We start from the raw sequence: 20,584 nt of genomic DNA, 5'->3' as shown, positions 1-20,584 counted from the left end.
CGTTAACTCCCTTCAGCGGGTCGGGATTCGGACGTCGGGCCGGCGATCTTCTGAAAGAGGATTGGCAAGAGGAAGCCGGCGCTGCAGATCAAAAAGCCCCAGGCGTTGGTGCCCAGCAGCGCCGCGTAAGCGCCCTCACCGATGTGCCAGCTCTGCGGGATCAGTCCCGCCGCCAGGAGGATGCCCAGTACCACCCCGCTCCAGAAGCTCAGGTGGAAACTCGCCGGCGACCACGGGGTGAACCGGTAGAACAGGAATACCGGTGCCAGGCCCATCACCATGGTGCCGGAGATGGTTGTGGCCTTGAGGATGTCGGTGCCGGCGAACATCGGCAGGTTGCCGAGGATGGCGAACAGCACCATCACCACCGCCCCGAGTCGCATCGACGGCAGTCTGTCACTGGCCCGGCGGGCCAGTTGCGGCAGATCCACGGCAATGGATTTTGACAACGATGTAAACGTTGAATCCAGCGTCGAGCCGGCGGAGGTCATCATTACCACGCTCATCAGAAACAGCGCCGTCAGCCCGAGGGACTGCCCGACGGCGGCCGGCGCATTGCCCATGGCCTCGATGCCGTTCAGGCGGGCGTGGACGCCTACCAGGCTGAAGATGAACACCGCGACGAAGCCCAGCAGCCCCGCTACCACGAAGCTCTTGAGCATCGTTTTTTCCCGGTTCACGAAGCCCCGGTCGGTCAGTACAGGGTCGTGGAACGGGTAGCTGAAGATCTGCAGCCCGGCCACCAGTAGCAGGTCGGCACCCGCATCCAGTCGCATGTCACCATTGCTCAGCAGCGCGCCGGTATCGTTGGCCGGAATGATCAGGAACAGCACGGCGCCGACGAAGAAGACGAACACGATCGCCTGGATGACGTCCGTGAATATTGAGCTGCGAAGCCCGCCCTTGAGGCTGTAGGCGAGCGTGAAGGCCGTGAAGAGAATGGCGGCCAGGTAATACTCCCACTGCCCGGCCACGCCGAAATAACCGCCCACCACTGCCGTATTGCTCCAGATCTCGTTATAGAGCCGGATCAGAACAGCGGCTGCAAAGCCCAGGGCGGCCAGCCGGCCGAACCGGGAGGTCAGGAAATCCTGCAGACTGGTGGCGCCGGTCTGGGTCCGGATCAGGTAGATGATGTACCCGGCCACCGGGATCGACAGCCAGTAGGTGGCGTATGCCAGGCCGCCGGTCACGCCGTAGGCCGCCCCGAGATTGGCGGCATTGGTGACCGATTTGGCAAAGATCCAGCTGATGAACACGCTGGCGGTGAGCGACCACTGGCTGACCGGGCGGCCGCTGTCGCTGGCGCCCCGGTAGAACGACGCCGCGTTGCGGCTACGCGGCGACAGCCAGTACATGATGATGCCGTAGACGAGCAGAAAGCCCCAGAACAAAGCGGCTTCAACGCCGGTCATGATGTCGTTTCCTTCTTCTGTCGTTGTCAGGAGGGCGCGCTACAGGAGGCGCCAAAGCGGTAGCAGGCAAAGCAGCGGTGGTGGCGCAGCATGATGCGCTCCTCCATGCTTTCCTTCAGCGATGTCCCCAGATCGTACTGGGGGTCGTCGTCCACCAGCGTGCAGGCAAAGATCCGGACCTCGTCGTCCTTTTTCACCAGCATGCGGGTATAGGTGCACATGAAGTGGGACCGGCTCTGCTCGGTCGGGTACTTCTCCATGCAGGACTCGGTGATTTCCGGACTGCCGTCGTCGGTGCCCGGCGTGCCCAGGTCCGGGAAGGCGGTGAACGCGAGTGTGTCGGGTATGCCCCAGTCCCGGAAGATCGCACGGAAGGCGTCCTCGACCGCCTCCGGGTCCTCATTATCGTCGATCTGACGGGCAATCGAGACCTCGAAGCCCTGATCCACCAGCCAGCGGATGCCTTCCAGCGCCTTGTTGAAGCTGCCTGCGCCCCGGTCATGGTCGTGCCGGGCCTCGTCCGGAAAGTCGAGGCTGACCCGGAAGTGGATCGGGTAGGCATTGTGCAGCAGCGGCTCGACCTGATGACGGCGCTTGAGCAGCGGGTCCGTCGCGTTGGTCAGCACGAAGCAGGGCCGGTGCTGACTGGCGTAATCGAGAATGTTGACGAAATCGCGGATGACGAAAGGCTCGCCACCGGTAAAGGAAAACTGCTCGACGCCCAGGTCCATGGCCTCGTGCAGGTAACCGCGCACATCGTCCAGCTTCATGCCGGGAATCCGTCCGTCACCCGGGTGTGAGCCCTCCAGGCAGAACGGGCAGGAGAGGTTACAGGCGGTTCCGGTGTGAATCCACAACTCCCGGAGCTGCTGCGGATCGATGTAGCCTCGCGGTTCGCCGGAGCGGGTATGGGTCCAGCTCTCGGTGGCCCGGGGTTCCACGATTTCCGTGACCGGAATGCGATCGGCGCTTTGCGCTTGAGCGGTCATGGTCCTACCTCATCATGATTGGTCGTTATCGTTCAGTGCCCAGTCGTAATCCAGGAACCGAAGCGTTGCGTTCAGTGTGTCCGACTGGTCCGTCGGCGGTGTCTCGAAAGCCGATCGGTATTGCCAGAGGAAGCCGCGGACGCCGTTGGGGTATCCGCTGGCCTCGTTCCAGTCCTCGCCGTACCAGTCAAAGATGGACGATACGGCAAAGGTGTTGGTGTCCGGGGCGTAGCGGTTACGGGAGGCGTCGGACAGAAAAGCCCGCACGGCGGCATCGAGCTGGCTGTCCAGCCGGCCGGCGACATAGGCCTCGTCCGCAAGCGCCGGGCACCCGACCGACGCACAATTGACCGCCATGTGGATACGGGGCTCGTTGAACTCCACGCGGATCATCTCGTGTTCCAGTTCATCGAGCGTGCGTTGCTGTCCCCGGAGTTCGAAAAACGCCTTATCCCAGGGTGAGGTGAACAACCCACCCAGGTCCTTGATGGAATCGAGCTGGGGATACTCGCTGAGGATCAGCTTCACCGTGAAGGCGTTGTAGGCATTGATCAGGAACGCCAGCTGCTGGTCCGGCCCCCAGGACTGATACTGCGATTCGCTCACCTGCGACAGGCTTGCCAGGTATTGGTTCAGCGTCGGCCGATCCTCGCGAAAGCCGGCGTAGTCGACAACGCTTGCGGTGTGATCGCTGACCCAGGTGACGTGCCGCTCAACAAGCGCGTCCCAGGGCTTATGCTGGTGGTCGAAGGAGGCCCCGGAGGCGGCGACCGACGCGATCATGCCCAGAGCAAACAGCAGACGTCTCATGGCCGGCCCTCCGCGGGATCGACACTTGTGGATGGATGGGAACCGCCACGGCGCCAGGTGTGCAGCTTTTCCAGCAGGGCGAGAACGCCCTGCGGTGCGTGATCCTGCTTCCACTGTCCGGCGGTGAATTTGGCCGCTTCCGTCCAGGTCGGATAGGGATGAATCGTGCCGAGAATCTTGTTCAGTCCCAGGCCGTGTTTCATGGCCAGCGTGAACTCGGCCAGGATTTCACCCGCTTGCGGACCAACCACCACCGCACCCAGGATTTTGTCCTTCCCCGGCGGGGTCAGGACCTTGATCAGCCCCGGGCCGCCGCTCTCGGCAATGGACCGGTCCAGATCGCCCAGGTCATACCGGGTGACTTCGTGTGCCACGCCCTGCTCGGTTGCCTCGGCTTCACTCAGGCCGACGCGTGCCACTTCCGGGGCGGTAAACGTCACCCAGGGCATGATGCGGTAATCCACCCGGAAGCGTTTGAAGGTGCCGAACAGGCCATTGACGGCCGCGTGCCAGGCCTGATGCGCCGCCGCATGAGTGAACTGATAGGGGCCCGCCACATCCCCGCAGGCATAGATGTTCGGGTATGTCATGCTGAGATCCTCGTTGACCGGGACAGTGCCATTGCGCTCAGGTTCAATGCCCAGTGTCTCCAGGCCCAGCCCGTTGGTATTGCCGGTCCGGCCAACCGCGACCAGGACCTGATCAAAGGGAATGCGCACCTCGGCGCCGTCACGGTCGCAGTAGAGCACTTTCTCGCCGGACTCGATCGCGAAGCGGGCAGCACGGTGTCCGAGCCGCACATCCACGCCGTCTTCGTGGAACTGCTCCAGCACGTAGGCCGCCACGTCCTCATCTTCTTTTGCCAGCAGCCGGTTCCCCATTTCCACCTGCGTCACGTGTGAGCCCAGTCGCGTGAAAGCCTGTGTCAGCTCACAGCCAATCGGTCCGCCACCGAGAACCAGCAGGCGCTCCGGCCGTTCCTGCAGAGACCAGAGATTGTCCGAAGTCAGTGGCGCCATGTCCGCGATTCCCTCAATCGGCGGCATGGCCGGGCGTCCGCCGGTGGCGACGACGATGCTACGGGCGGTTAGTCGGCGCTGCGTGCCGTCGTTTTCGGTGACCAAAACCTCCCAGGGGGATACGAAGGTGGCCGTCCCGGAGATGCAGTCCACACCCAGCTGTCGATAGCGCTCCGGCGAGTCGTGGGGCTCGACGGTGTCGATCACCCGCTTCACGCGCGCCATGATCTGGCGGAACTGGCCTTTGACCGGCACGCTCTCCAGGCCGTACCGGTCGGCATGGCGCATCGTGTCCGCCGCCTTGGCGCTGCGGATCAGGGCTTTCGAGGGAACGCAGCCGGTGTTGAGGCAGTCGCCGCCCATTTTGTCTTTTTCAATCAGCGCCACCCGGGCCTTGACCGCCGCGCCAATGTAGGCGGACACCAGACCGGCCGAGCCGCCGCCGATCACCAGCAGGTTGTAGTCGAAGGACGGGGGTTTCTCGAACCCCCGATAGACGCGACGCCGCTGGATCAGGCCGATCACCGCCTTGGCGATCAGCGGGAACACGCCCAGCAGCGCGAAGGCGCCCAGCACTTCTAAAGAGACGATGTCGCCCATGGACTGGATCTGGGCCAACTGGGTGCCCGCGTTCACGTACACGAAGGTGCCTGGAATCATGAAGATCCAGCTCACGAGCGCGTAGGTGCGCAGCGGCATGGCCGTCAGGCCCATGGCCAGGTTGATCAGGAAGAACGGGAAGACCGGTACCAGACGGAGCGTGGCGAGATAGAAGGCGCCGTCTTTTTCAATACCCCGATCAATGCGTTGAATTGTCTCGCCGTAGCGCCCTTTGAGCGTATCGCGTAGCAGGAAACGGGCGACCAGAAAGGCGACGGACGCGCCGGTGGTGGACGCGATGGAGGCCGCCAAGACACCGTAGATGTTGCCGAAAAAGGCGCCTGCACCCAGCGTCATTATAGCGGCTCCGGGCAGTGACAGCGCCGTCACAACCACATAGATCGCCATAAAGGCGAGAAGGGCAATCGTCAGGTTGTTGTCGATCCAGATACCCAAATCGGCCTGGTGTCGCTGGAGGTTGTCCAGGGTCAGAACGTCCTGGCCTCCAAAACTGATGAACAGAGTGACCAGAATCGCTATTGCGGCGATGACAATCAGTTTGCCTCGATTCATTATGATGTCCCGTTATCTGGTGAAGGTGTCGAATGACCGCCCCCGCTCGATCGGTTGGCGGACACCGTCAAAGACACGAAAACGTCGGTACCGTTACAGGTGGATGTCGGGAGAAGACGGTACGTCGCCAGACGGCGTTCAGACGATGTTGTTATCCAGCATAGTGAGTGGACACCAGGAATGTGTCCCAAAACCGTAACGAAGCGATAAAAAGGCGTGATCGGCCCGTTTACCGGAAGAAACCGCGCAGCTCATCGCGCATGGCGTCATTGACATGGCAGGTCACAAAGCGGCCCTGTCGTTCAACCCGGATCAGATCGGCATTGGCCAGCTCTTTGACGTGATGGGAAATGGTTGGGGCACCGATTTTCAACGAGTTGATCACATCGACAAGCTTGCAGCCGCTATTGGTCAGCGGATCAATCTGTTGATCGACCAGTTCCTGATAGATGCGCAGGCGGTTTGGGTTGGACAGGGCCTTAAAGGCTTTGGTCAGCGCGTCGGCGTCACCACGGGGCGTCATTCGGTGTTCCATTCCGGGAAGTGTGCCGGCCATCTTAGTATAGTTTGACGTCGGTCGAAATATCGAATAGTTTGATGACTTTCGAAGTGATCACAGGAGCGACCCATGACGGCGGCCAACACCCTGAATCAGCCCCTGACCCTGGCTAATGGCATCCGGATTCCCAATCGCATTGCCAAGCCCGCCATGAGCGAGACCATGGGGACGATTGATAATCGCGTGACCCCGGAGCTGGCGACGCTGTACGAAACCTGGTCCCGGGGCGGTGCCGGCCTGTTGATTACCGGCAACGTGATGGTGGACCGCCGCCACCTGGGTGAGCCCAAGAACGTGGTGCTGGAAGACGACCGTGACATGGAGCGCCTCAAGCGCTGGGCGGCGGCCGGCTCGCGCCATGGGAACCAGCACTGGATGCAGCTCAATCACCCGGGCAAGCAGAGCCCGAAAATGCTCAACAGTGACCCGGTATCCCCGAGTGCGGTGCCCTTCCGGAAGGAAATGCAGAGCATGTTCGGCACGCCCCGGGCGCTCACGGTCCCGGAGATCGAGAACATCGTCGAGCGGTTTGCCCGCAGTGCCGCGCTGGCGGAAGAGGCTGGGTTCGATGGCGTCCAGATTCACGGGGCGCATGGGTATCTGGTCAGTCAGTTTCTCTCGCCGCACCACAATCAGCGTCAGGACGACTGGGGCGGCTCGCCGGAGAACCGGCGCCGGTTCGTGGTGGCGATCTACGAAGCGATCCGGGCGGCAACCAGCGACCGGTTCTGCGTCGGCATCAAGCTCAACTCGGCCGACTTCCAGCGCGGTGGCTTCACGGAGGAGGAATCGCTGGAAGTCATTGAAACGCTCGCGAAACTGGGCATCGATCTGATCGAAATCTCCGGTGGCAACTACGAAAACCCGGCCATGGCCAAGGGCACCAAGGCCAGTACCCGGGCACGGGAAGCGTACTTTCTGGCGTTTGCCGAAAAAGTCCGTGAGCGAGTGGATGTCCCACTGATGGTGACCGGCGGTTTCCGGACCAGCGAGGGTATGGCCGAGGCGGTCGACTCCGGTGCCACCGATCTGGTGGGGACGGCTCGGGCGCTGGCCATTGAGCCGGACTTCCCGCAACGTATCCTGGCCGGAGAGTCGTTCACCAGCGCTGTCCGGCCGATTAAAACCGGCATCAAGCTGGTGGACCGTCTGGCGTTGATGGAAGTGGCCTGGTACACCCGCCAACTCGCACGGATGGGTAAGGGAAAGCCACCGCGTCAGCACGACCGGGGCGTCCTGTCGCTGGTCGAGGTCATCGCGGTGATGAGCAGCCGGGGTGCCTGGACGCGTCTGCGAGCGTCCTAGGAGCCTGCGCGGTAGACATCGTGCCAGACGAGGCATTAGTGCCCGGGACCGACCTCCGGGTCTCCCCATTGCCCTCATCCCAGTCTTTGTGTAGCGTGCGTTCAAGAACCTTTCAGACAGGGATGACGCCCGTCATGACCGCATTGCCACCGGAACAGGACGACGAAACGGCGCTCATCGAGGCGCTCAGACGCGGGGATGAAGCGGCTTTCCGTGACGCGGTCCGGCTTCATACTCCCGGTATGCTGGCGGTTGCGCGCTATTATCTGGACTCTGCCAGTGCCGAAGAAGTGGTCCAGGACTGCTGGATCAAGGTCGTCACGGCCATTGGCGGCTTTCAGGGGCGCTCGGGCCTGAAGACCTGGCTGCATCGGATTGTGTCGAATCAGTGTCGCAACCGGCTTCGCGACCGTAAACGCGAATCCGATGTCTCCGTCGATGACATGCTTGACCCGGAACTGGCAAGCCGGTTCGGCGAGAACCGACGCTGGTCCGTCCCGCCCACGCTGCAGCACGTGGAAACGGCGGACCGGCTACTGGAAAGCGACGCCCTGCGGGACTGCCTGGATCACCATCTCTCGGCCCTGCCCGAGCAGCAACGCTCGGCGCTGATTCTTTACGAAGCCCACCAGCATCAGTCCAGTGAAGTCTGTAACATTCTCGAAGTGAGTGCATCTAACCTGAGAGTGCTGCTGCATCGGGCGCGGCAGAAGATCTTCCTCATGGTGGAACGATTCCAGGAGACCGGCGAATGCTGATGTGCCAGGACCTGGCGGCAATCGCCAGTGATTATATCGAAGGGCGGCTCGGTGTCATGGAGCGCCTGTCTGTGAAGAGCCATCTGATGATGTGCCGCCACTGCCGGAGCTTTGTCGGTAATTTGCGCGAGAGTATGGAGCTGATCCGGCGTGAATCCGCCGACCCCCTGGATGAGGCCTACGCCCGCCGGATTGATGAGGCGATTGAAAGGGCCCTGAAAGACAGTGCCGGGCGTTAAGGAATTGATCAGCACTTCCTCAAGAGCGTGATTGAGGTCATTCGGGAGCAGGAGTAGACTCGCTTCCGTCATCGACCGATAATCCTGCCCTATGACGCCATTAACCACCCTTCTCCTTGCCTTTTCCATGTCCGCCGACGCCTTTGCCGCGTCCATTGGCAGCGGAGCCCGCATGGGCCAGCCGCATCCACTGCATGCCCTTCGCCGGGGGCTGGTGTTTGGTGTTGTCGAGACCATCGCGCCGCTGGTCGGATGGACCCTGGGCATGGGCGCGGCCCAGTACGTGGATACCTGGGATCACTGGATTGTGTTCAGCCTCCTACTGCTGATCGGCGGCCACATGATGTATGCCAGCTTCGCGGCGGATGGCGAGGGTCGCTCCAGTGCGGCAACCCGGCACCGCAGAGGCTGGTGGTTATTGCTGGCGACGGCCTTCGCGACCAGCATTGATGCCCTCGCGGTGGGCGTCGGGCTTGCGCTGATGGACGTGAACATCGTCACGACGGCGCTGGCCATCGGCGCGGCGACGACGCTGATGGCGACCCTCGGTACTCTCTTTGGCCGTTGGCTCACGGACAGGGTCGGCCGGCCCGTGGAATTCCTGGGTGGCCTGATCCTGATCGGTATCGGCAGCGGAATTCTGACGCAGCATCTTGGGCTTTGGTGACCACGACTGATTTACTCGGGGTTGCCCGAGTCATGTGTATGAATCGTGGTTTCCGGATGAAACGCATACCAGGCGAACCAATAGGCCTGGGTTGCGGGCAACGGTTCGCCATCTGGCCCGATCACCTGTGCTGAGGGTGTTTCCGCGTCGAACACGATCCGCACCGTCATGCCGCCCACCTTGTCCCGAATCTCTTTCGGCCCCTCGGCCAGCTCCGGAAACGGCCAGACCCGGCTTTCACCATTGTGCGTCAGCCCGACCACCCATGTTTTGGGGTGATACTGGCGGCTCTCGGCGGATGTCGGGAAGTAGACTGTCCGCGATGTTTCGTAGTTGCCGTACGGAGACTGGCTGTAGTCCCGTCGGTGACCGGTTTGCCGGGTGAGAACCTGGCCGTCCGGGTAGCGGGACCGCCATTGCGCCCAACTGACGTAGTCCGTGGGAAGACGCTCCAGTGCTTCACCGGCCATCGGCCCGGAGACGGCCCTGCCGGGAATCTGGGACCAGAGCGATTCGGTCTCCCGGTCGTACATCAACAGGTCGCTGTTGTGGAGCAGGCCGGAGACGCCGAAGCTCAGCGTTCGTCCGTCGACCTTGCGATTGAACGCCATACCGGTGCCACACAACGGACAGTAGGTCAGCAATATTGACTGCCCCCCGTCGGTAAAGTTGACGATTTCATGCCAGTTCATGATGCCGCGGGGAAAGCCGTAATTGGTACCGTTGACACGAAGGCGGATCAGCAGGTGGTCGTCGGGCCAGGGCTGGACGTCGTCCGTCGGCCGGAATGCCGGATCCGTCAACGCCGGAATGCCGTCCCGGGGTGGCCCGCCGGAGAGAATGCTCTGCGCCGGAATCGTGGCATTGGACAGATCAAAGCCGTTCTTTGAGATGGCGGCCGCATTCAGGGCGTAGGCCAGAAGACCCGCTACCAGTGTGCAGAAAAAGACGCGTGAAATGATCATAACCCTCTCCGTATTCCGCTCCATGAAGTGAGAGACACCCACGAGCCAGGCTTGTTACAGAGGGGAGTGAAGGAAGGTTGCTGCGGGCCCGGTCGGGCCCGCAGCCCGGCGCTGGTGTTACATCAGGTCGGGGTTCAGCGTGTAGGTACCAGTGACCCGGGCGCTGTCGAGCACGTGCCCTTTCATGGCCTCGCGTACCGCATCGCCTTCGAACGGTCCGGACAGGCCCAGTGACGGTACGTCCAGCGCATAGACCTCGAAGTGGTAATGGTGCATCAGCTCATCGTTCCACGGCGGGCAGGGCCCGTCGTAACCGCCGTAGGTGCCCGCCATGTCGGGGTTACCCGCGAGAAAGTGCGTGAAGGTGTTCACGCCCCGCAGACCAATGGTGCCCGGTCCCGGCTCTTTACCCTTGGGAATCACGCCATCGCTGTCAGCCGCTTCCGGGACCCGCGTGATGTCGCCGGGAATGTCGACGAGCAGCCAGTGGAAGAAATCCACGCGCGGCAGATCCTTCGGCACCACCTTGCCCTCCTGGTTCACGTCGTCCGCCTTGCTGGGCACATCCGGGTCAAACATCAGCACCACATAGCTCTTGGTGCCGTCCGGCGCGTCGCTCCAGGACAGGTCCGGGTTCCGGTTGGGCCCGAAACTCATATGGTCCTCGTCGCTGTAGACGCCAAAAGCGAATTTGTCCGGGATGCGTTCACCCTCGGTAATCCCTTTCACGTGTAGTTTCACGGTCCGCTCCTCTGCTGTGAGTACGTCAGCCTTCGATGATAGGCCTCAGAATAGCAGACGCAAGCGTTTATCAGGGGGCTGGCCGGACTCTCTACCGGGCAATGCGGAGACTCTTAATCTCGTCGCGTCGTTCGAAAAAAAGCCGCAAGGGAACGGATTCCCCAGCGGCAGAGGATCGTCTGATCTTCCCGGGGATCAGTCTTTCGGCATCAGCCAGCGGCTGCTGCCCCAGAGCGCCAGGCCAAAGAGCAGGTGTGGAATGAACGAGGCGGGGATCAGCTTCACGCTGACTGACGTACCGGCGAGGCCCCAGCCAAATAGAGGAAAGAAGACGAACAGCACGCCAACCCAGAGCAGCCCCGCCAGGCCAAGCGCGGCCTTCAGAGAGCCGGGTTTGAGGAACAGGACGTAGACGATCGTCCAGAGCATGACATAGAGCAGATGAAAGAGCAGGCCGACAGGCATGGGCAGATCCCGGCCCAGCACCATCTCGGCAAACTCGAGGCTGGGCGGGGCTGGCATGGGAGACAGGCCCAGTTTGAACATCGGCACCATGAACAGTGACGGAATCACAGCGGTGATCAGGCCGACCACCACCGTGCGGGGCCAGGAAAGAGTCGGTGTTGATGTTGTGGCTGATTGAGCTGTCATGGAAGTGACCTCCATTAACTGAGTGGTGACTGTTCTGTCATACCGACACGGCGGAGGTCGATCCGTTACAGCGTTGGCGGACTCGCATGGGGCTGGGTTTTGGGGCCAGTCACGAAGCCGGGCGGGACACCGGATTGCAGACACTTGCATCGGCCCGGGCACTCCGCTATCGTTTCATTGAATGAGAACGATTATCACTTAAATTAGTGTGCCATCCCGGGGTCAGAGGTTGGCATTGGATCACGGAAGGAGCCTGCCATGTTTTTTCTATGCCCACGCCATCGGCAACACGTCGCCGGCCTGCCGCTGAAGGACCAGCAGGATCTCTGGTTCCGCTGGCTCGGTCATGGCGGTCTGTTCTATGACCTTGGCGTCTGGCACGACGCGATCCCCTATCTGGGCTGCGCCTACGACCTCGCCGAGGAGCGGGTGTTCCAGACCACGGGCGGTCAGGAGCCCCCGCTGCTGCAGCTCACCCTGTCGGCGATCTATCTGGTGAATGCCTGCCGGCATCAGGGGGATACGTATCGGGCCCGGTGCGCCGAACGGCGGGCCTTGACCAGCCTGCATCTGGCGGAAGGGGGGACCTGGGAGAACCAGTCGCTGCGGGAACACTACGCGTCAATCATTCGCGATACAGGCCGTCATGAGGCATTTTTCCGGGATTATCTGAATCTGCCGTTCGAGCCATTCGATACCATGGCAAGCGTTGCCCGGCGTCACTGACTGCGGTCGGCGTCGGCCGCCGGGACAGAACGCCGGCGGCCGGAACCGGTTACGGCTTTTTCGTCCAGAGGAAATCCTGGAAGGGTGCGTCGACCGGCGTCTCGGCGATGTGGTTGATGTAGTTGGACAGAACCTTCTGGGCCGTTCCCAGCACCACTTCCAGAACCTGGCGATGTCCGTAGCCGGCCTCGTAGAACGCGTTCAGATCGTCTGGCGAGACATTGCCCCTTTTGCGGACCACGGCGAGCACGAACGTCCTCAGCGCCTCGAGCTTCGCGTCCGGCAACGCCGTTTCGTCCCGAAGGGCGTTGGTGATCTCATCGGAAACGCCCATCGATTTGGCAATGCCGGTATGCGCCGGTACGCAGTAATGGCAAGCGTGTTCGACATTGATGGTCTGCCACAGGACGGTCTGCTCGTCCTTATCGAACGACGAGTTCATGACCAGATCGTGGAGTGTCTGATAGGCCTCCAGTGTCTGCGGTGACTCCGCCATCACACCATGCAGGCTCGGAATCATGCCCATGGCTTTTTGGGAGTCTTCCACCAACGGCCGGGACTCCTCGGGTGCGGTGTTCTCATCATGAATCGGAAAATCACTCATCGTGCCCCTCCTTTTTGAAGGATTGCTCAATTTAAGGCGACTCTAGCTATAAATGAGTGATCGTTCAAATTAGAATGAATGGACTCGATTGAAAGAGGCTGTCATCCATGCCCCGCGCTGCCCGATACGACCGGAACCAAGCGATTGAGCGTGCCGTGCGACTCTTCTGGGAGCGCGGCTATGCCGGTTCGTCCATGAAACAGATCGAACAGGCGCTGGACATGCGCCCCGGCAGCCTTTACGCCACCTTTGGCAGTAAAGACGGGCTTTTTCATGAGGCGCTGGATCACTATGCCGGACAGATGAGTGCCGCGCTTGACGAGCAACTGGCCGCTGGCGAGACGCCGCTCGAGGGGCTCAAACGCTATCTGCGGGAAGCCGGTCGACAGTTGTTGGCGCCGAAAACCCCGGCGCGCGCCTGCATGATGGTCAAAACGCTTCTGGAGGCGAATCGGGACCAGCCGATGATCCGTGACCGGGTGAATGAACTGCTGGCGCGGACCGAGGCCCGGTTTGCGGACATTCTCCAGGCGTCCGTTCGTTCCGGGGAGTTGCCCGCCGGCACGGACTGCCAGCGCCTGGCCCGGTTGCTTCAGGCCCAGATCATGGGGTTGCGCTCGTTCGCGCAGCGCGACGTGCCGGCCAGCACCATCACGGAGCTGGTGGAGGACATGATCGCCATTCTGGACTCCTACCGCTCGCTCTCCTGAGCATCCCCGCTTTCCGGCCGGAGTGTGATTCCGGACCGTTTCCCGAGTGTCCCGGCATGACCGTCACCTGAACGGCGCGTCCGGGCCGGTCATACGACCGTCATGTGGCTGACACGTATTCTTAAACTGTCAGTAACCCTTCCGTCATCTGCGCTCCCTAACCTCCTCCGCAAGTCAATGTCTTTCAGGGCGAATTCCGTCCGATGCATCCGGCGCGTCAAACCGGGTGCGGAGGGGCTAAGGCTGCGGAGTCGCCAAAACCACGACAGATAAGGGTGCGAAATGAGGAAGCCAACGCCAGGTCTCTGGAGTTTGCTGGCGCTGATGCTGCTCTCCCAGAGTGCAGCCGCCAGTGAGTTGCTGTTGTACGTGTTTCAGAACACGTCGCCTGTGGCCGATGTTCAGGTTCGCCTGGACGGGGAGGCCACGAAAACCACCGGAGCCGACGGATCGGCCACATTCGAACTGGTTCAGGGTCAACACCGGGTAGTGCTGGAGCAGGGGGGCAGCACGCTGCATCAGTTCCGTTTTTCCAGCGGCGCGGGCCAGAACGCCGATGTGTCCGTGACCCTGCCAACGGACGATGGCGAGACACCCCAGGTTGCGGTGGAGACCTATAACGCGCGGGAAAACCTGAGCGAACGCGAGGGTGAGGCGGTCGGCCTGCTGGCCGGGACGGTCTCCTCTCAGGAAACCGGTGCCGTCATCAGTGGCGCCCGGGTTTCTGTGCCGGGCAGTGACTATGCCGCCACGACGAACGCCCAGGGCCGTTTCCAGCTGGAGTTGCCGCGCGGTCAGTACGAGCTGCAGATGGCGCACCCGGAATACGGTAACCGGACCATCGATTCGGTGCGGGTTGTTGCCAACGTGACCCGTGAAGCGCGCTACACCATGAGCCTGAGCGGTGATGGTGGTGCGGTCGAGGAAGTCGTCGCCACCGGCAGTTACATTCCGGACACCGCCTCCGAGCAGCAGCGCTCGGCCGAGTCGGTTCTGGACGTCATTGGCACGGAACAGCTCGCCCGCTTTGGTGACAGCAACGCCGCGGAGGCGGTGAAGCGCAGCGTCGGTGTGAATGTGTCCGACGGCAAATTCGTGTTCGTTCGCGGCCTGGGCGGACGCTACAACACCACCACACTGAACGGCGCCTCCCTGCCGAGCACCGACCCCAGCCGCCGCACCACGCCGCTGGATCTGTTCCCGGCCGGTGTCCTGGATCAGGTGGAAGTCCGCAAGGCCTTCACACCGGACATGCCCGGTGACAGCTCCGCCGGTAACGTCCAGCTGCAGACCCGGTCCTTTCCGGATGAGCCGTTCTTCAAGATCTCCGGTTCACTGGGCGGCAATACCCGAATCACGGGTGACGATGTGATCACCGATCCGGCCGATGGCGACTTCGATGCCTTCGGTTTCGATGATGGCACCCGCGAACTGCCGGCGCTGGTCGATGGCGCCACCGCCTTCGGTCGGGTGGATCCGAGCGCCACGAACGGGTTCCCGCCCGCGCTGGTGGAGCTGATGGGCCAGTTGTTCGAGCCAACGCTCGCGCCGGAGACCTCAACAGCCTACCCCGATGGCAAGTTCGGCCTCAGCGGCGGCACCAGTTTTGAGCGTGGCGAGAACCTTTACGGCATCTACGCCGCGGCCACCTACAAAAGTGGCTGGGACGTGAAAGACGAGGGTGAGCAGAACACCTACAAGTTCGTCGGTGGCTCGCTGAACCAGAATGACGACTTCACCTTCTTTGAAGCGGAGCGCAACGTCGAGATCGGCGGGATGGTGACCCTGGGAGCCGAGCTGGGTCTGGACCACACGCTGGAAGCGACCACGCTGGTCTCGCGCAAGACTGAGAACAGCGCCCGCGTCGAGGAAGGCGTCGGCGGTGAGAACGGGCTTGAGATCAAGGAGTACACGTTCGACTACGAAGAGCGCCAGTTCTTCTCCCAGCAGTTTGCCGGCGAGCATTACTTCCCGAGCGCCCGAAACCTCAAGGCGGAATGGCAGTACACCTACTCCCAGGCGGACCGCTACGCGCCGGATCGTCGCACCGTGCGGTTTGACGACGACAAGTCGACCTCCGACGCCCTGGTGTTCAACGATTCCGGTTTCGAGCGCCGCTACGCGGACCTGACGGACGAGAACAACGACCTCAGCGCCGACCTGACGCTGCCGGTCGCCCAGGACAGCATGATGCCGACCGACCTGAAAGGCGGCGTCCAGATCATCCGCCGGGACCGGGATTCCGAAACGGCCCGCTTCAGCTACGACTACCTGGGTTCGATCAGTGACGAGGGCGCGGTGATCAACCAGGACCCGACGCCAAACGCCAACGAGGTGCTCTCCCCGGGGAACATCGGTCCCGACGCCTTCACCCTGCGCAACAACACGGCGCCTTCGGACCGCTATGACGCCAGCCTGGACCTGAATGCCGGTTACCTGATGGCGGATTCCGACATCGGCGCCGACTTCCGCGTCGTGGCTGGTGCCCGGGTGGAGCAGGCCGAGCAGACCGTCAACACCTTCGACAACAGTGAAGACCCGGTCGAGGGCGGCTTCGATCAGACTGACGTCCTGCCCTCGCTGAACGGCACCTGGTACATGAACCCGGACATGCAGATCCGGGCCGGATACAGCCAGACCGTGTCACGTCCGGACTTCAAGGAAACGGCCAACGCCACCTTCTTCGATCCGGTGTTCGGCTTCACCGTGCGCGGTAATCCGGATCTGGAGATCGCCGAGATCGACAACTTCGACCTGCGCTGGGAGTACTACCTGTCGTCGACCGAAACGCTTACGGTGGGCGCCTTCTACAAGGACATCACCGCACCGATCGAGCGGGTGCTGATTCCGAGCGGTGGCTCTGGCGGCGGTGTGCGCAGCTACGACAACGCCGAGTCCGGCGAGATTCAGGGCATTGAAGTGGACGTCCGCAAGGAGTTCGCCCTGGACGACAGCTTCAGCCAGACCGTCTTCGTTCAGGTGAACGGCGCCCTGATCGACTCAGAAGTCACGTTGCCGGAGGGCACCTCCGAAAGCAGCCGGACCCGCAAGCTGCAGGGTCAGGCGGACTATACCTTCAACCTGGCCACCGGTTACGACCACCTCGACAGCGGCCAGAAAGTCACCCTGCTGTTCAATCGCAACGGTGAAAGCATTGAGGACGCGGGCCGTGGCGCACTCCCCAAAGTCATCGAAGAACCCATGAACCAGGTCGACCTGACCTACGAGAAGACCTTCACGGCCGATCTGGTCATGAACCTGAAGGTGGAGAACCTGCTGGACGCAGAGAAAGAGTTCACCCAGGGCGGGGAAACCTACTTCAGCTACTACCCGGGCGTGTCCGTCTCGGTTGGTGCTGACTGGACCTTCTGAATGAGCAAACCCAACGCAACCTGTAACCCATCGAACGACACCGCAATCATGCGAGGAGCAATCATGAAACAGAAAAAACTGATTACCGCAATCGCCCTGGCCGGCTCAGCGGCCCTGCTCGCGGGCTGTAACGGCGGCGATGACGTCAACGTGGACCTCGGCGGCAACGGCAGCGGCGGTGCCACCGGCGGCGGTGGTTCCAATAACGCTGCAGCGCCGGATAACTGCCCGAGCTGGACCACACCGGCCGTGACCCAGGGTCTGGGCGTCTGCCAGATCCGCGACGACATCACTCAGGACCGGACCCTGACCAGCGACATCACCTGGCAGTTTGTGGGCCAGATTCTGGTTGGTGACGGTAACGTCGAGCTGGCGGCGCCGGGCGATGCCTCCGACGTCACACTGACGATTGAGCCGGGCACAGACATCCGCTCAGACGTCGGCGGCTACGTTGTCGTCACGCGTGGCGCCACGCTTGACGCCGCCGGGACCGAAAGCAACCCGATCACGTTCTCCTCCGTGGATGAGGGCATCGACGGCTCTGGCGAGTGGGGCGGCGTTGTGGTTCAGGGCTTCGCCCAAACGAACCAGAACCAGGGCAGCGGCCCGATCAACGTGGACGCCGAAGCCGGGCTTGGCTTTTACGCGGGGAATGACGACGCGGACAACAGCGGCACGATCCAATACGTCCGCATCGCCGAGGGCGGCTTTGAAATCGCCCCAGGCGAGGAGATTAACGGTCTGAGCCTGTTCGCAGTCGGGCACGAAACCACGATCGACCACGTTCAGGTGCACGGCAACCAGGACGACGGTATCGAGTTCTTCGGCGGTGCGGCGCAGGTGAACAACCTCGTCCTCACCGAAAACCTCGACGACAGCATCGACTGGGACCTCGGCTTCCGCGGTAATGTCCAGTACGCGCTGGTGACCAGGGTCGCTGAAAGCGGCTATGGCATGGAGACCGACAACTTCGGTGACAACGCCGACGCCACACCGCGCTCACAGCCGACGCTGGGCAACGTGACCATCATTGGTGCGTCCGGTGCCGATGCCAGCGCCAAGCACCGTGAAGGCACGGGTGGTTTCGTTCACAACTCGATCTACACGGGCGATGACGCGTGCCTCGATGTGGACGGCCAGAACAATGAGATCACCAACGGCGATCTGCTTTACAACAAAGTCGGCTTCAACTGCACGGACGACACCACGCAGGATGGCGGTGAAGGCACGCAGGGCGAGTTCGCGGTTGAACTCGTGAACGCCTCAACCATCTCCAACTTCGATCCGCTGCTGGACGGCAACTATGCCTCGCAGGCCGCTGACGCTCAGCTGGGCCAGACAACAACGGACATCAAGGCAACGGCCGTCGTCGACGACACGTCCCTGACCAACACGAATTACCTTGGCGCGGTCGATCCAAACGCCTCAGCCCCGTTCTGGTACGAAGGCTGGACGCTGGAAGGCACTCTGTAAGAGCCATCCGGGGGTGACGGCCTTCCGGGTTGGCCGGAGCCCCCGATCACCACCCATCAAACCCGGATGCGCACTGAGTTGAGTCTTTTATACCCGCCAGGGACTGGCGGGTTTTTTCGTTCTGTCATCCAGCTGTAAGCCCGCCGTCACGTCGCTGACATCTTTCCCTGCCAATCTGCCCCTCCAACGATCTGGAACGCCCCTAATAGAGAGTCGAGAGGAGTTTTCATGCCCAGTCCGAGCAGTCGTTACCGGCGGTACGGCCTGTCGCTGGCGATCTGTGGTGCCCTTCTTTGCGCCCCGGTCACCGCCAGCGCCCAGGACCCCGGTGTCGACGATGTCGTCAACGCCGGTGTGGACCGCCTGGAGAAGAATCAGGCCTTCCAGCAGCGCATCAATGAGCTGGATGAGGCCATCCGCGACAAGGTCGAGCGCTATCGCGAGGTCAACAAGGAGATCGAAGGCCTCGAAGTGTATCTGGATCAGCTCCAGAGTCAGGTCAGCAGCCAGGACGCGGAGAAGACGGACCTCAACGAATCCATTGATCGTGTGACGCAGATTGAGCGCCAGATCACGCCGCTGATGCTCAAGATGATCAAAGGGCTGGAGCGGTTCGTGTCCCTCGACAAGCCCTTCCTCCAGAAAGAACGTGAAAAGCGGATTGCCCGTCTGCAGGACATGATGGGGCGCTCCGATGTGTCCGTGGCGGAGAAGTTCCGCAACGTGCTGGAGGCCTACCAGACCGAGGTGGACTACGGACGCACCATCGAAGCCTACCGTGGTTCGCTCGCCAGCGGCGATCAGCCCCGCGAGGTGGATTTTCTGCGCATCGGCCGTATCGCCCTGCTCTATCAGACGCTGGATGATACCGAAACCGGCGTCTGGAACCCGAACAGCGAGCAGTGGGAGACCCTGCCCGCCACCTACAACAGTCAGATCAGCGAAGGCCTGCGCATCGCGCGCGAGCAGGCCGCACCGAGCCTGATCTCTCTGCCGCTGAACACCCCGGAGGAGACCCAATGATGCGACGCATGTGGATGGTGATCGTCCTGTTGTTGCTGCCGCTGACCGTTCAGGCACAGAGCGGCGACGGGTCCCGTGAGACGCAGCTTCGGGAGCTGTTGCAACTGGTCGAGCAGGGCATGGTTCAGGATGCCCGTGAGCAGCGCGAGCGGATCAACCGGTTCATCGAGCAGCGCAACGAGCAGGATCAGATGCTGGAGCAGCGTCAGGCCCGGCTGGCGGAACTCGAAGCGCAGACCGAAACGCTTGAGGGCCGGTTCGAGACCAACGAAACCGAGATCGCCGAGCTGGAAACGCGCCTGGATGATCGTCTCGGGACGCTCAAGGAGCTCTTCGGTGTGCTCCAGCAGACCGCCAGTGACTTCAAGGGCGTCGTGGCGGCCTCTCCGACCAGCTCCCAGTACACCGACCGGGTCGACTTCCTGGAATCGCTGATCGACAAGGCCGGCTCCTCATCGCGCCTGCCTTCCATCGGCGAGCTCGAACGACTCTGGTATGAGATGCAGCAGGAGATGGTCGCCTCAGGGGAAGTGGCCCGTTATCCAGCGAACGTCGTGGCGGACAATGGCGAAACCAACGAACAGTCGGTCGTACGCGTCGGCACCTTCAATGTCGTCTCAGACGGTCAATACCTGCGCTGGGAGCCGGAGACGAGCCAGCTGGTGCAGCTGCCGCGCCAGCCGGGGGCCCGTTACACGGCTCAGGCGGAAGACTTCAGCCAGGCATCGGCCGGTGAGCTGAGCGACTTCTGGGTGGATCCGTCCGGCGGGTCGCTGCTGTCCCTGCTGATCCAGGCGCCGGAGCTGAAGGATCGGATCAATCAGGGCGGTGTGATCGGTTACATCATCATTGGCATCGGCGCGTTCGCCCTGCTGCTGGCCCTGGAGCGACTGATATCGCTGGGTTTGCTGACCATGAAGGTCCAGCGCCAGGCGAGGACCGACCAGGCGAGCCCGAAGAATCCGCTGGGGCGCGTCATGCAGACCTATCAGGACCATCGCAACAAGGATACCGAGACGCTGGAGCTGAAGCTGGGCGAGAGCATCGCCCGGGAGACGCCGAAACTGACTCGCTTCCTGCCGTTGCTGAAGATCATCGCGGTGGTGGCCCCGCTGCTGGGTCTGCTCGGTACCGTCACCGGCATGATCAATACCTTTCAGGCCATCACCCTGTTCGGTACCGGCGATCCCAAGCTGATGGCCGGTGGCATCTCCCAGGCACTGGTCACCACGGTGATGGGCCTGGCAGTGGCGATCCCGACGGTGCTCCTGCACACGGTGGTGAGCGGTCGCAGCAAGCGTCTGCTGCAGATCCTTGAGGAGCGCTCGATCGGCATCATTGCGCGGCGCGACGAACAGCAGGGACAGACTGCCTGAGGAGCGAAC

The 20,584-nt window shown here is 62.2% G+C and carries 19 protein-coding genes; 10 read left to right on the top strand and 9 right to left on the bottom strand.

Annotation, left to right across the window (positions count from 1 at the left end; genetic code table 11):
- Positions 1 to 2 precede the first annotated feature (2 nt).
- The 5 genes from C8D92_RS05405 to C8D92_RS05385 form a co-directional block, all read right to left on the bottom strand.
- A complete protein-coding gene (locus C8D92_RS05405) occupies positions 3 to 1,415 on the bottom strand; it encodes a sodium:solute symporter family transporter (protein WP_116918667.1) in 1,413 nt (470 codons plus the stop codon).
- A gap of 26 nt (positions 1,416 to 1,441) precedes the next feature.
- Complete coding sequence (locus tag C8D92_RS05400) at positions 1,442 to 2,404, bottom strand: radical SAM protein (RefSeq protein WP_095612203.1); 963 nt, start codon at positions 2,402 to 2,404, stop codon at positions 1,442 to 1,444.
- A 12-nt stretch (positions 2,405 to 2,416) separates the two neighbouring features.
- A complete protein-coding gene (locus C8D92_RS05395; RefSeq protein ID WP_095612204.1) occupies positions 2,417 to 3,214 on the bottom strand; it encodes a DUF547 domain-containing protein in 798 nt (265 codons plus the stop codon).
- Positions 3,211 to 5,406 (bottom strand): FAD-dependent oxidoreductase, encoded by a 2,196-nt coding sequence (locus C8D92_RS05390; RefSeq protein WP_116918666.1) that lies wholly within the window; start codon positions 5,404 to 5,406, stop codon positions 3,211 to 3,213. Before C8D92_RS05390 ends, C8D92_RS05395 begins: the two co-directional genes overlap by 4 nt.
- 229 nt (positions 5,407 to 5,635) lie before the next feature.
- Complete coding sequence (locus C8D92_RS05385; protein ID WP_095610818.1) at positions 5,636 to 5,929, bottom strand: ArsR/SmtB family transcription factor; 294 nt, start codon at positions 5,927 to 5,929, stop codon at positions 5,636 to 5,638.
- 105 nt (positions 5,930 to 6,034) lie between these two features.
- Between C8D92_RS05385 and C8D92_RS05380 the strand changes: the two genes are divergently transcribed.
- From C8D92_RS05380 to C8D92_RS05365, 4 genes are all read left to right on the top strand, one after another.
- Positions 6,035 to 7,270, top strand: a complete 1,236-nt coding sequence (locus tag C8D92_RS05380) for an NADH:flavin oxidoreductase/NADH oxidase family protein (RefSeq protein ID WP_095610819.1) — start codon at positions 6,035 to 6,037, stop codon at positions 7,268 to 7,270.
- 134 nt (positions 7,271 to 7,404) lie between these two features.
- Complete coding sequence (locus tag C8D92_RS05375; protein WP_228151156.1) at positions 7,405 to 8,028, top strand: RNA polymerase sigma factor; 624 nt, start codon at positions 7,405 to 7,407, stop codon at positions 8,026 to 8,028.
- Positions 8,022 to 8,267 (top strand): anti-sigma factor family protein, encoded by a 246-nt coding sequence (locus C8D92_RS05370; protein ID WP_116918664.1) that lies wholly within the window; start codon positions 8,022 to 8,024, stop codon positions 8,265 to 8,267. The genes C8D92_RS05375 and C8D92_RS05370 overlap by 7 nt, the downstream gene beginning before the upstream one ends.
- A 91-nt stretch (positions 8,268 to 8,358) precedes the next feature.
- Entirely contained in the window at positions 8,359 to 8,934 is a 576-nt protein-coding gene (locus C8D92_RS05365) for a manganese efflux pump MntP (RefSeq protein WP_116918663.1), read from the top strand.
- Between the two features lie 11 nt (positions 8,935 to 8,945).
- On the opposite strand, the gene C8D92_RS05360 is transcribed toward C8D92_RS05365, so the two are convergent.
- The 3 genes from C8D92_RS05360 to C8D92_RS05350 form a co-directional block, all read right to left on the bottom strand.
- Positions 8,946 to 9,899, bottom strand: coding sequence for a DUF3179 domain-containing protein (locus C8D92_RS05360; RefSeq protein WP_116918662.1), 954 nt, complete (start codon positions 9,897 to 9,899; stop codon positions 8,946 to 8,948).
- A gap of 117 nt (positions 9,900 to 10,016) precedes the next feature.
- Positions 10,017 to 10,640: a YbhB/YbcL family Raf kinase inhibitor-like protein gene (locus C8D92_RS05355; protein ID WP_095610826.1), complete on the bottom strand. Its 624-nt coding sequence runs from the start codon at positions 10,638 to 10,640 to the stop codon at positions 10,017 to 10,019.
- Between the two features lie 195 nt (positions 10,641 to 10,835).
- A complete protein-coding gene (locus tag C8D92_RS05350; RefSeq protein ID WP_116918661.1) occupies positions 10,836 to 11,291 on the bottom strand; it encodes a hypothetical protein in 456 nt (151 codons plus the stop codon).
- A 258-nt stretch (positions 11,292 to 11,549) separates the two neighbouring features.
- Between C8D92_RS05350 and C8D92_RS05345 the strand changes: the two genes are divergently transcribed.
- Positions 11,550 to 12,017 carry a hypothetical protein gene (locus C8D92_RS05345; protein ID WP_116918660.1) on the top strand — a complete coding sequence of 156 codons (468 nt, stop codon included), beginning with the start codon at positions 11,550 to 11,552 and terminating at the stop codon, positions 12,015 to 12,017.
- A gap of 49 nt (positions 12,018 to 12,066) precedes the next feature.
- Here the strand turns inward: C8D92_RS05345 and C8D92_RS05340 are convergent, their stop codons facing one another.
- Positions 12,067 to 12,621 (bottom strand): carboxymuconolactone decarboxylase family protein, encoded by a 555-nt coding sequence (locus C8D92_RS05340; RefSeq protein WP_116918659.1) that lies wholly within the window; start codon positions 12,619 to 12,621, stop codon positions 12,067 to 12,069.
- Positions 12,622 to 12,728: 107 nt separating this feature from the next.
- Here C8D92_RS05340 and C8D92_RS05335 point away from each other — a divergent pair, with 107 nt between their 5' ends.
- The 5 genes from C8D92_RS05335 to C8D92_RS05315 all read left to right on the top strand — a co-directional run bounded on the left by C8D92_RS05335 (position 12,729) and on the right by C8D92_RS05315 (position 20,575).
- Positions 12,729 to 13,331 (top strand): TetR/AcrR family transcriptional regulator, encoded by a 603-nt coding sequence (locus C8D92_RS05335; RefSeq protein WP_095610836.1) that lies wholly within the window; start codon positions 12,729 to 12,731, stop codon positions 13,329 to 13,331.
- Between the two features lie 282 nt (positions 13,332 to 13,613).
- On the top strand, positions 13,614 to 16,703 hold the full coding sequence (locus C8D92_RS05330) for a TonB-dependent receptor (protein ID WP_116918658.1): 3,090 nt from the start codon (positions 13,614 to 13,616) through the stop codon (positions 16,701 to 16,703).
- Positions 16,704 to 16,766: 63 nt separating this feature from the next.
- Positions 16,767 to 18,176: a hypothetical protein gene (locus C8D92_RS05325; protein WP_116918657.1), complete on the top strand. Its 1,410-nt coding sequence runs from the start codon at positions 16,767 to 16,769 to the stop codon at positions 18,174 to 18,176.
- A gap of 228 nt (positions 18,177 to 18,404) precedes the next feature.
- The gene (locus C8D92_RS05320) at positions 18,405 to 19,199 is read left to right on the top strand and encodes a DUF3450 domain-containing protein (protein ID WP_116918656.1); all 795 of its coding nucleotides are present in this window, start codon (positions 18,405 to 18,407) and stop codon (positions 19,197 to 19,199) included.
- Positions 19,196 to 20,575, top strand: a complete 1,380-nt coding sequence (locus C8D92_RS05315) for a MotA/TolQ/ExbB proton channel family protein (RefSeq protein WP_095610840.1) — start codon at positions 19,196 to 19,198, stop codon at positions 20,573 to 20,575. Before C8D92_RS05320 ends, C8D92_RS05315 begins: the two co-directional genes overlap by 4 nt.
- The last annotated feature ends 9 nt before the right edge of the window (positions 20,576 to 20,584 follow it).

Origin of the sequence: Tamilnaduibacter salinus, from assembly GCF_003096655.1 — a bacterium.
GTDB lineage: Bacteria > Pseudomonadota > Gammaproteobacteria > Pseudomonadales > Oleiphilaceae > Tamilnaduibacter > Tamilnaduibacter salinus.
This window is presented reverse-complemented; position numbering and strand designations above follow the sequence as displayed.

What these genes read in the sequence shown, in the direction of transcription:
- C8D92_RS05405 (WP_116918667.1), bottom strand. Translation starts at nt 1,415, where the DNA reads ATGACCGGCGTTGAAGCCGCTTTGTTCTGGGGCTTTCTGCTCGTCTAC.
- C8D92_RS05400 (WP_095612203.1), bottom strand. Translation starts at nt 2,404, where the DNA reads ATGACCGCTCAAGCGCAAAGCGCCGATCGCATTCCGGTCACGGAAATC.
- C8D92_RS05395 (WP_095612204.1), bottom strand. Translation starts at nt 3,214, where the DNA reads ATGAGACGTCTGCTGTTTGCTCTGGGCATGATCGCGTCGGTCGCCGCC.
- C8D92_RS05390 (WP_116918666.1), bottom strand. Translation starts at nt 5,406, where the DNA reads ATGAATCGAGGCAAACTGATTGTCATCGCCGCAATAGCGATTCTGGTC.
- C8D92_RS05385 (WP_095610818.1), bottom strand. Translation starts at nt 5,929, where the DNA reads ATGACGCCCCGTGGTGACGCCGACGCGCTGACCAAAGCCTTTAAGGCC.
- C8D92_RS05380 (WP_095610819.1), top strand. Translation starts at nt 6,035, where the DNA reads ATGACGGCGGCCAACACCCTGAATCAGCCCCTGACCCTGGCTAATGGC.
- C8D92_RS05375 (WP_228151156.1), top strand. Translation starts at nt 7,405, where the DNA reads ATGACCGCATTGCCACCGGAACAGGACGACGAAACGGCGCTCATCGAG.
- C8D92_RS05370 (WP_116918664.1), top strand. Translation starts at nt 8,022, where the DNA reads ATGCTGATGTGCCAGGACCTGGCGGCAATCGCCAGTGATTATATCGAA.
- C8D92_RS05365 (WP_116918663.1), top strand. Translation starts at nt 8,359, where the DNA reads ATGACGCCATTAACCACCCTTCTCCTTGCCTTTTCCATGTCCGCCGAC.
- C8D92_RS05360 (WP_116918662.1), bottom strand. Translation starts at nt 9,899, where the DNA reads ATGATCATTTCACGCGTCTTTTTCTGCACACTGGTAGCGGGTCTTCTG.
- C8D92_RS05350 (WP_116918661.1), bottom strand. Translation starts at nt 11,291, where the DNA reads ATGACAGCTCAATCAGCCACAACATCAACACCGACTCTTTCCTGGCCC.
- C8D92_RS05345 (WP_116918660.1), top strand. Translation starts at nt 11,550, where the DNA reads ATGTTTTTTCTATGCCCACGCCATCGGCAACACGTCGCCGGCCTGCCG.
- C8D92_RS05340 (WP_116918659.1), bottom strand. Translation starts at nt 12,621, where the DNA reads ATGAGTGATTTTCCGATTCATGATGAGAACACCGCACCCGAGGAGTCC.
- C8D92_RS05335 (WP_095610836.1), top strand. Translation starts at nt 12,729, where the DNA reads ATGCCCCGCGCTGCCCGATACGACCGGAACCAAGCGATTGAGCGTGCC.
- C8D92_RS05330 (WP_116918658.1), top strand. Translation starts at nt 13,614, where the DNA reads ATGAGGAAGCCAACGCCAGGTCTCTGGAGTTTGCTGGCGCTGATGCTG.
- C8D92_RS05325 (WP_116918657.1), top strand. Translation starts at nt 16,767, where the DNA reads ATGAAACAGAAAAAACTGATTACCGCAATCGCCCTGGCCGGCTCAGCG.
- C8D92_RS05320 (WP_116918656.1), top strand. Translation starts at nt 18,405, where the DNA reads ATGCCCAGTCCGAGCAGTCGTTACCGGCGGTACGGCCTGTCGCTGGCG.
- C8D92_RS05315 (WP_095610840.1), top strand. Translation starts at nt 19,196, where the DNA reads ATGATGCGACGCATGTGGATGGTGATCGTCCTGTTGTTGCTGCCGCTG.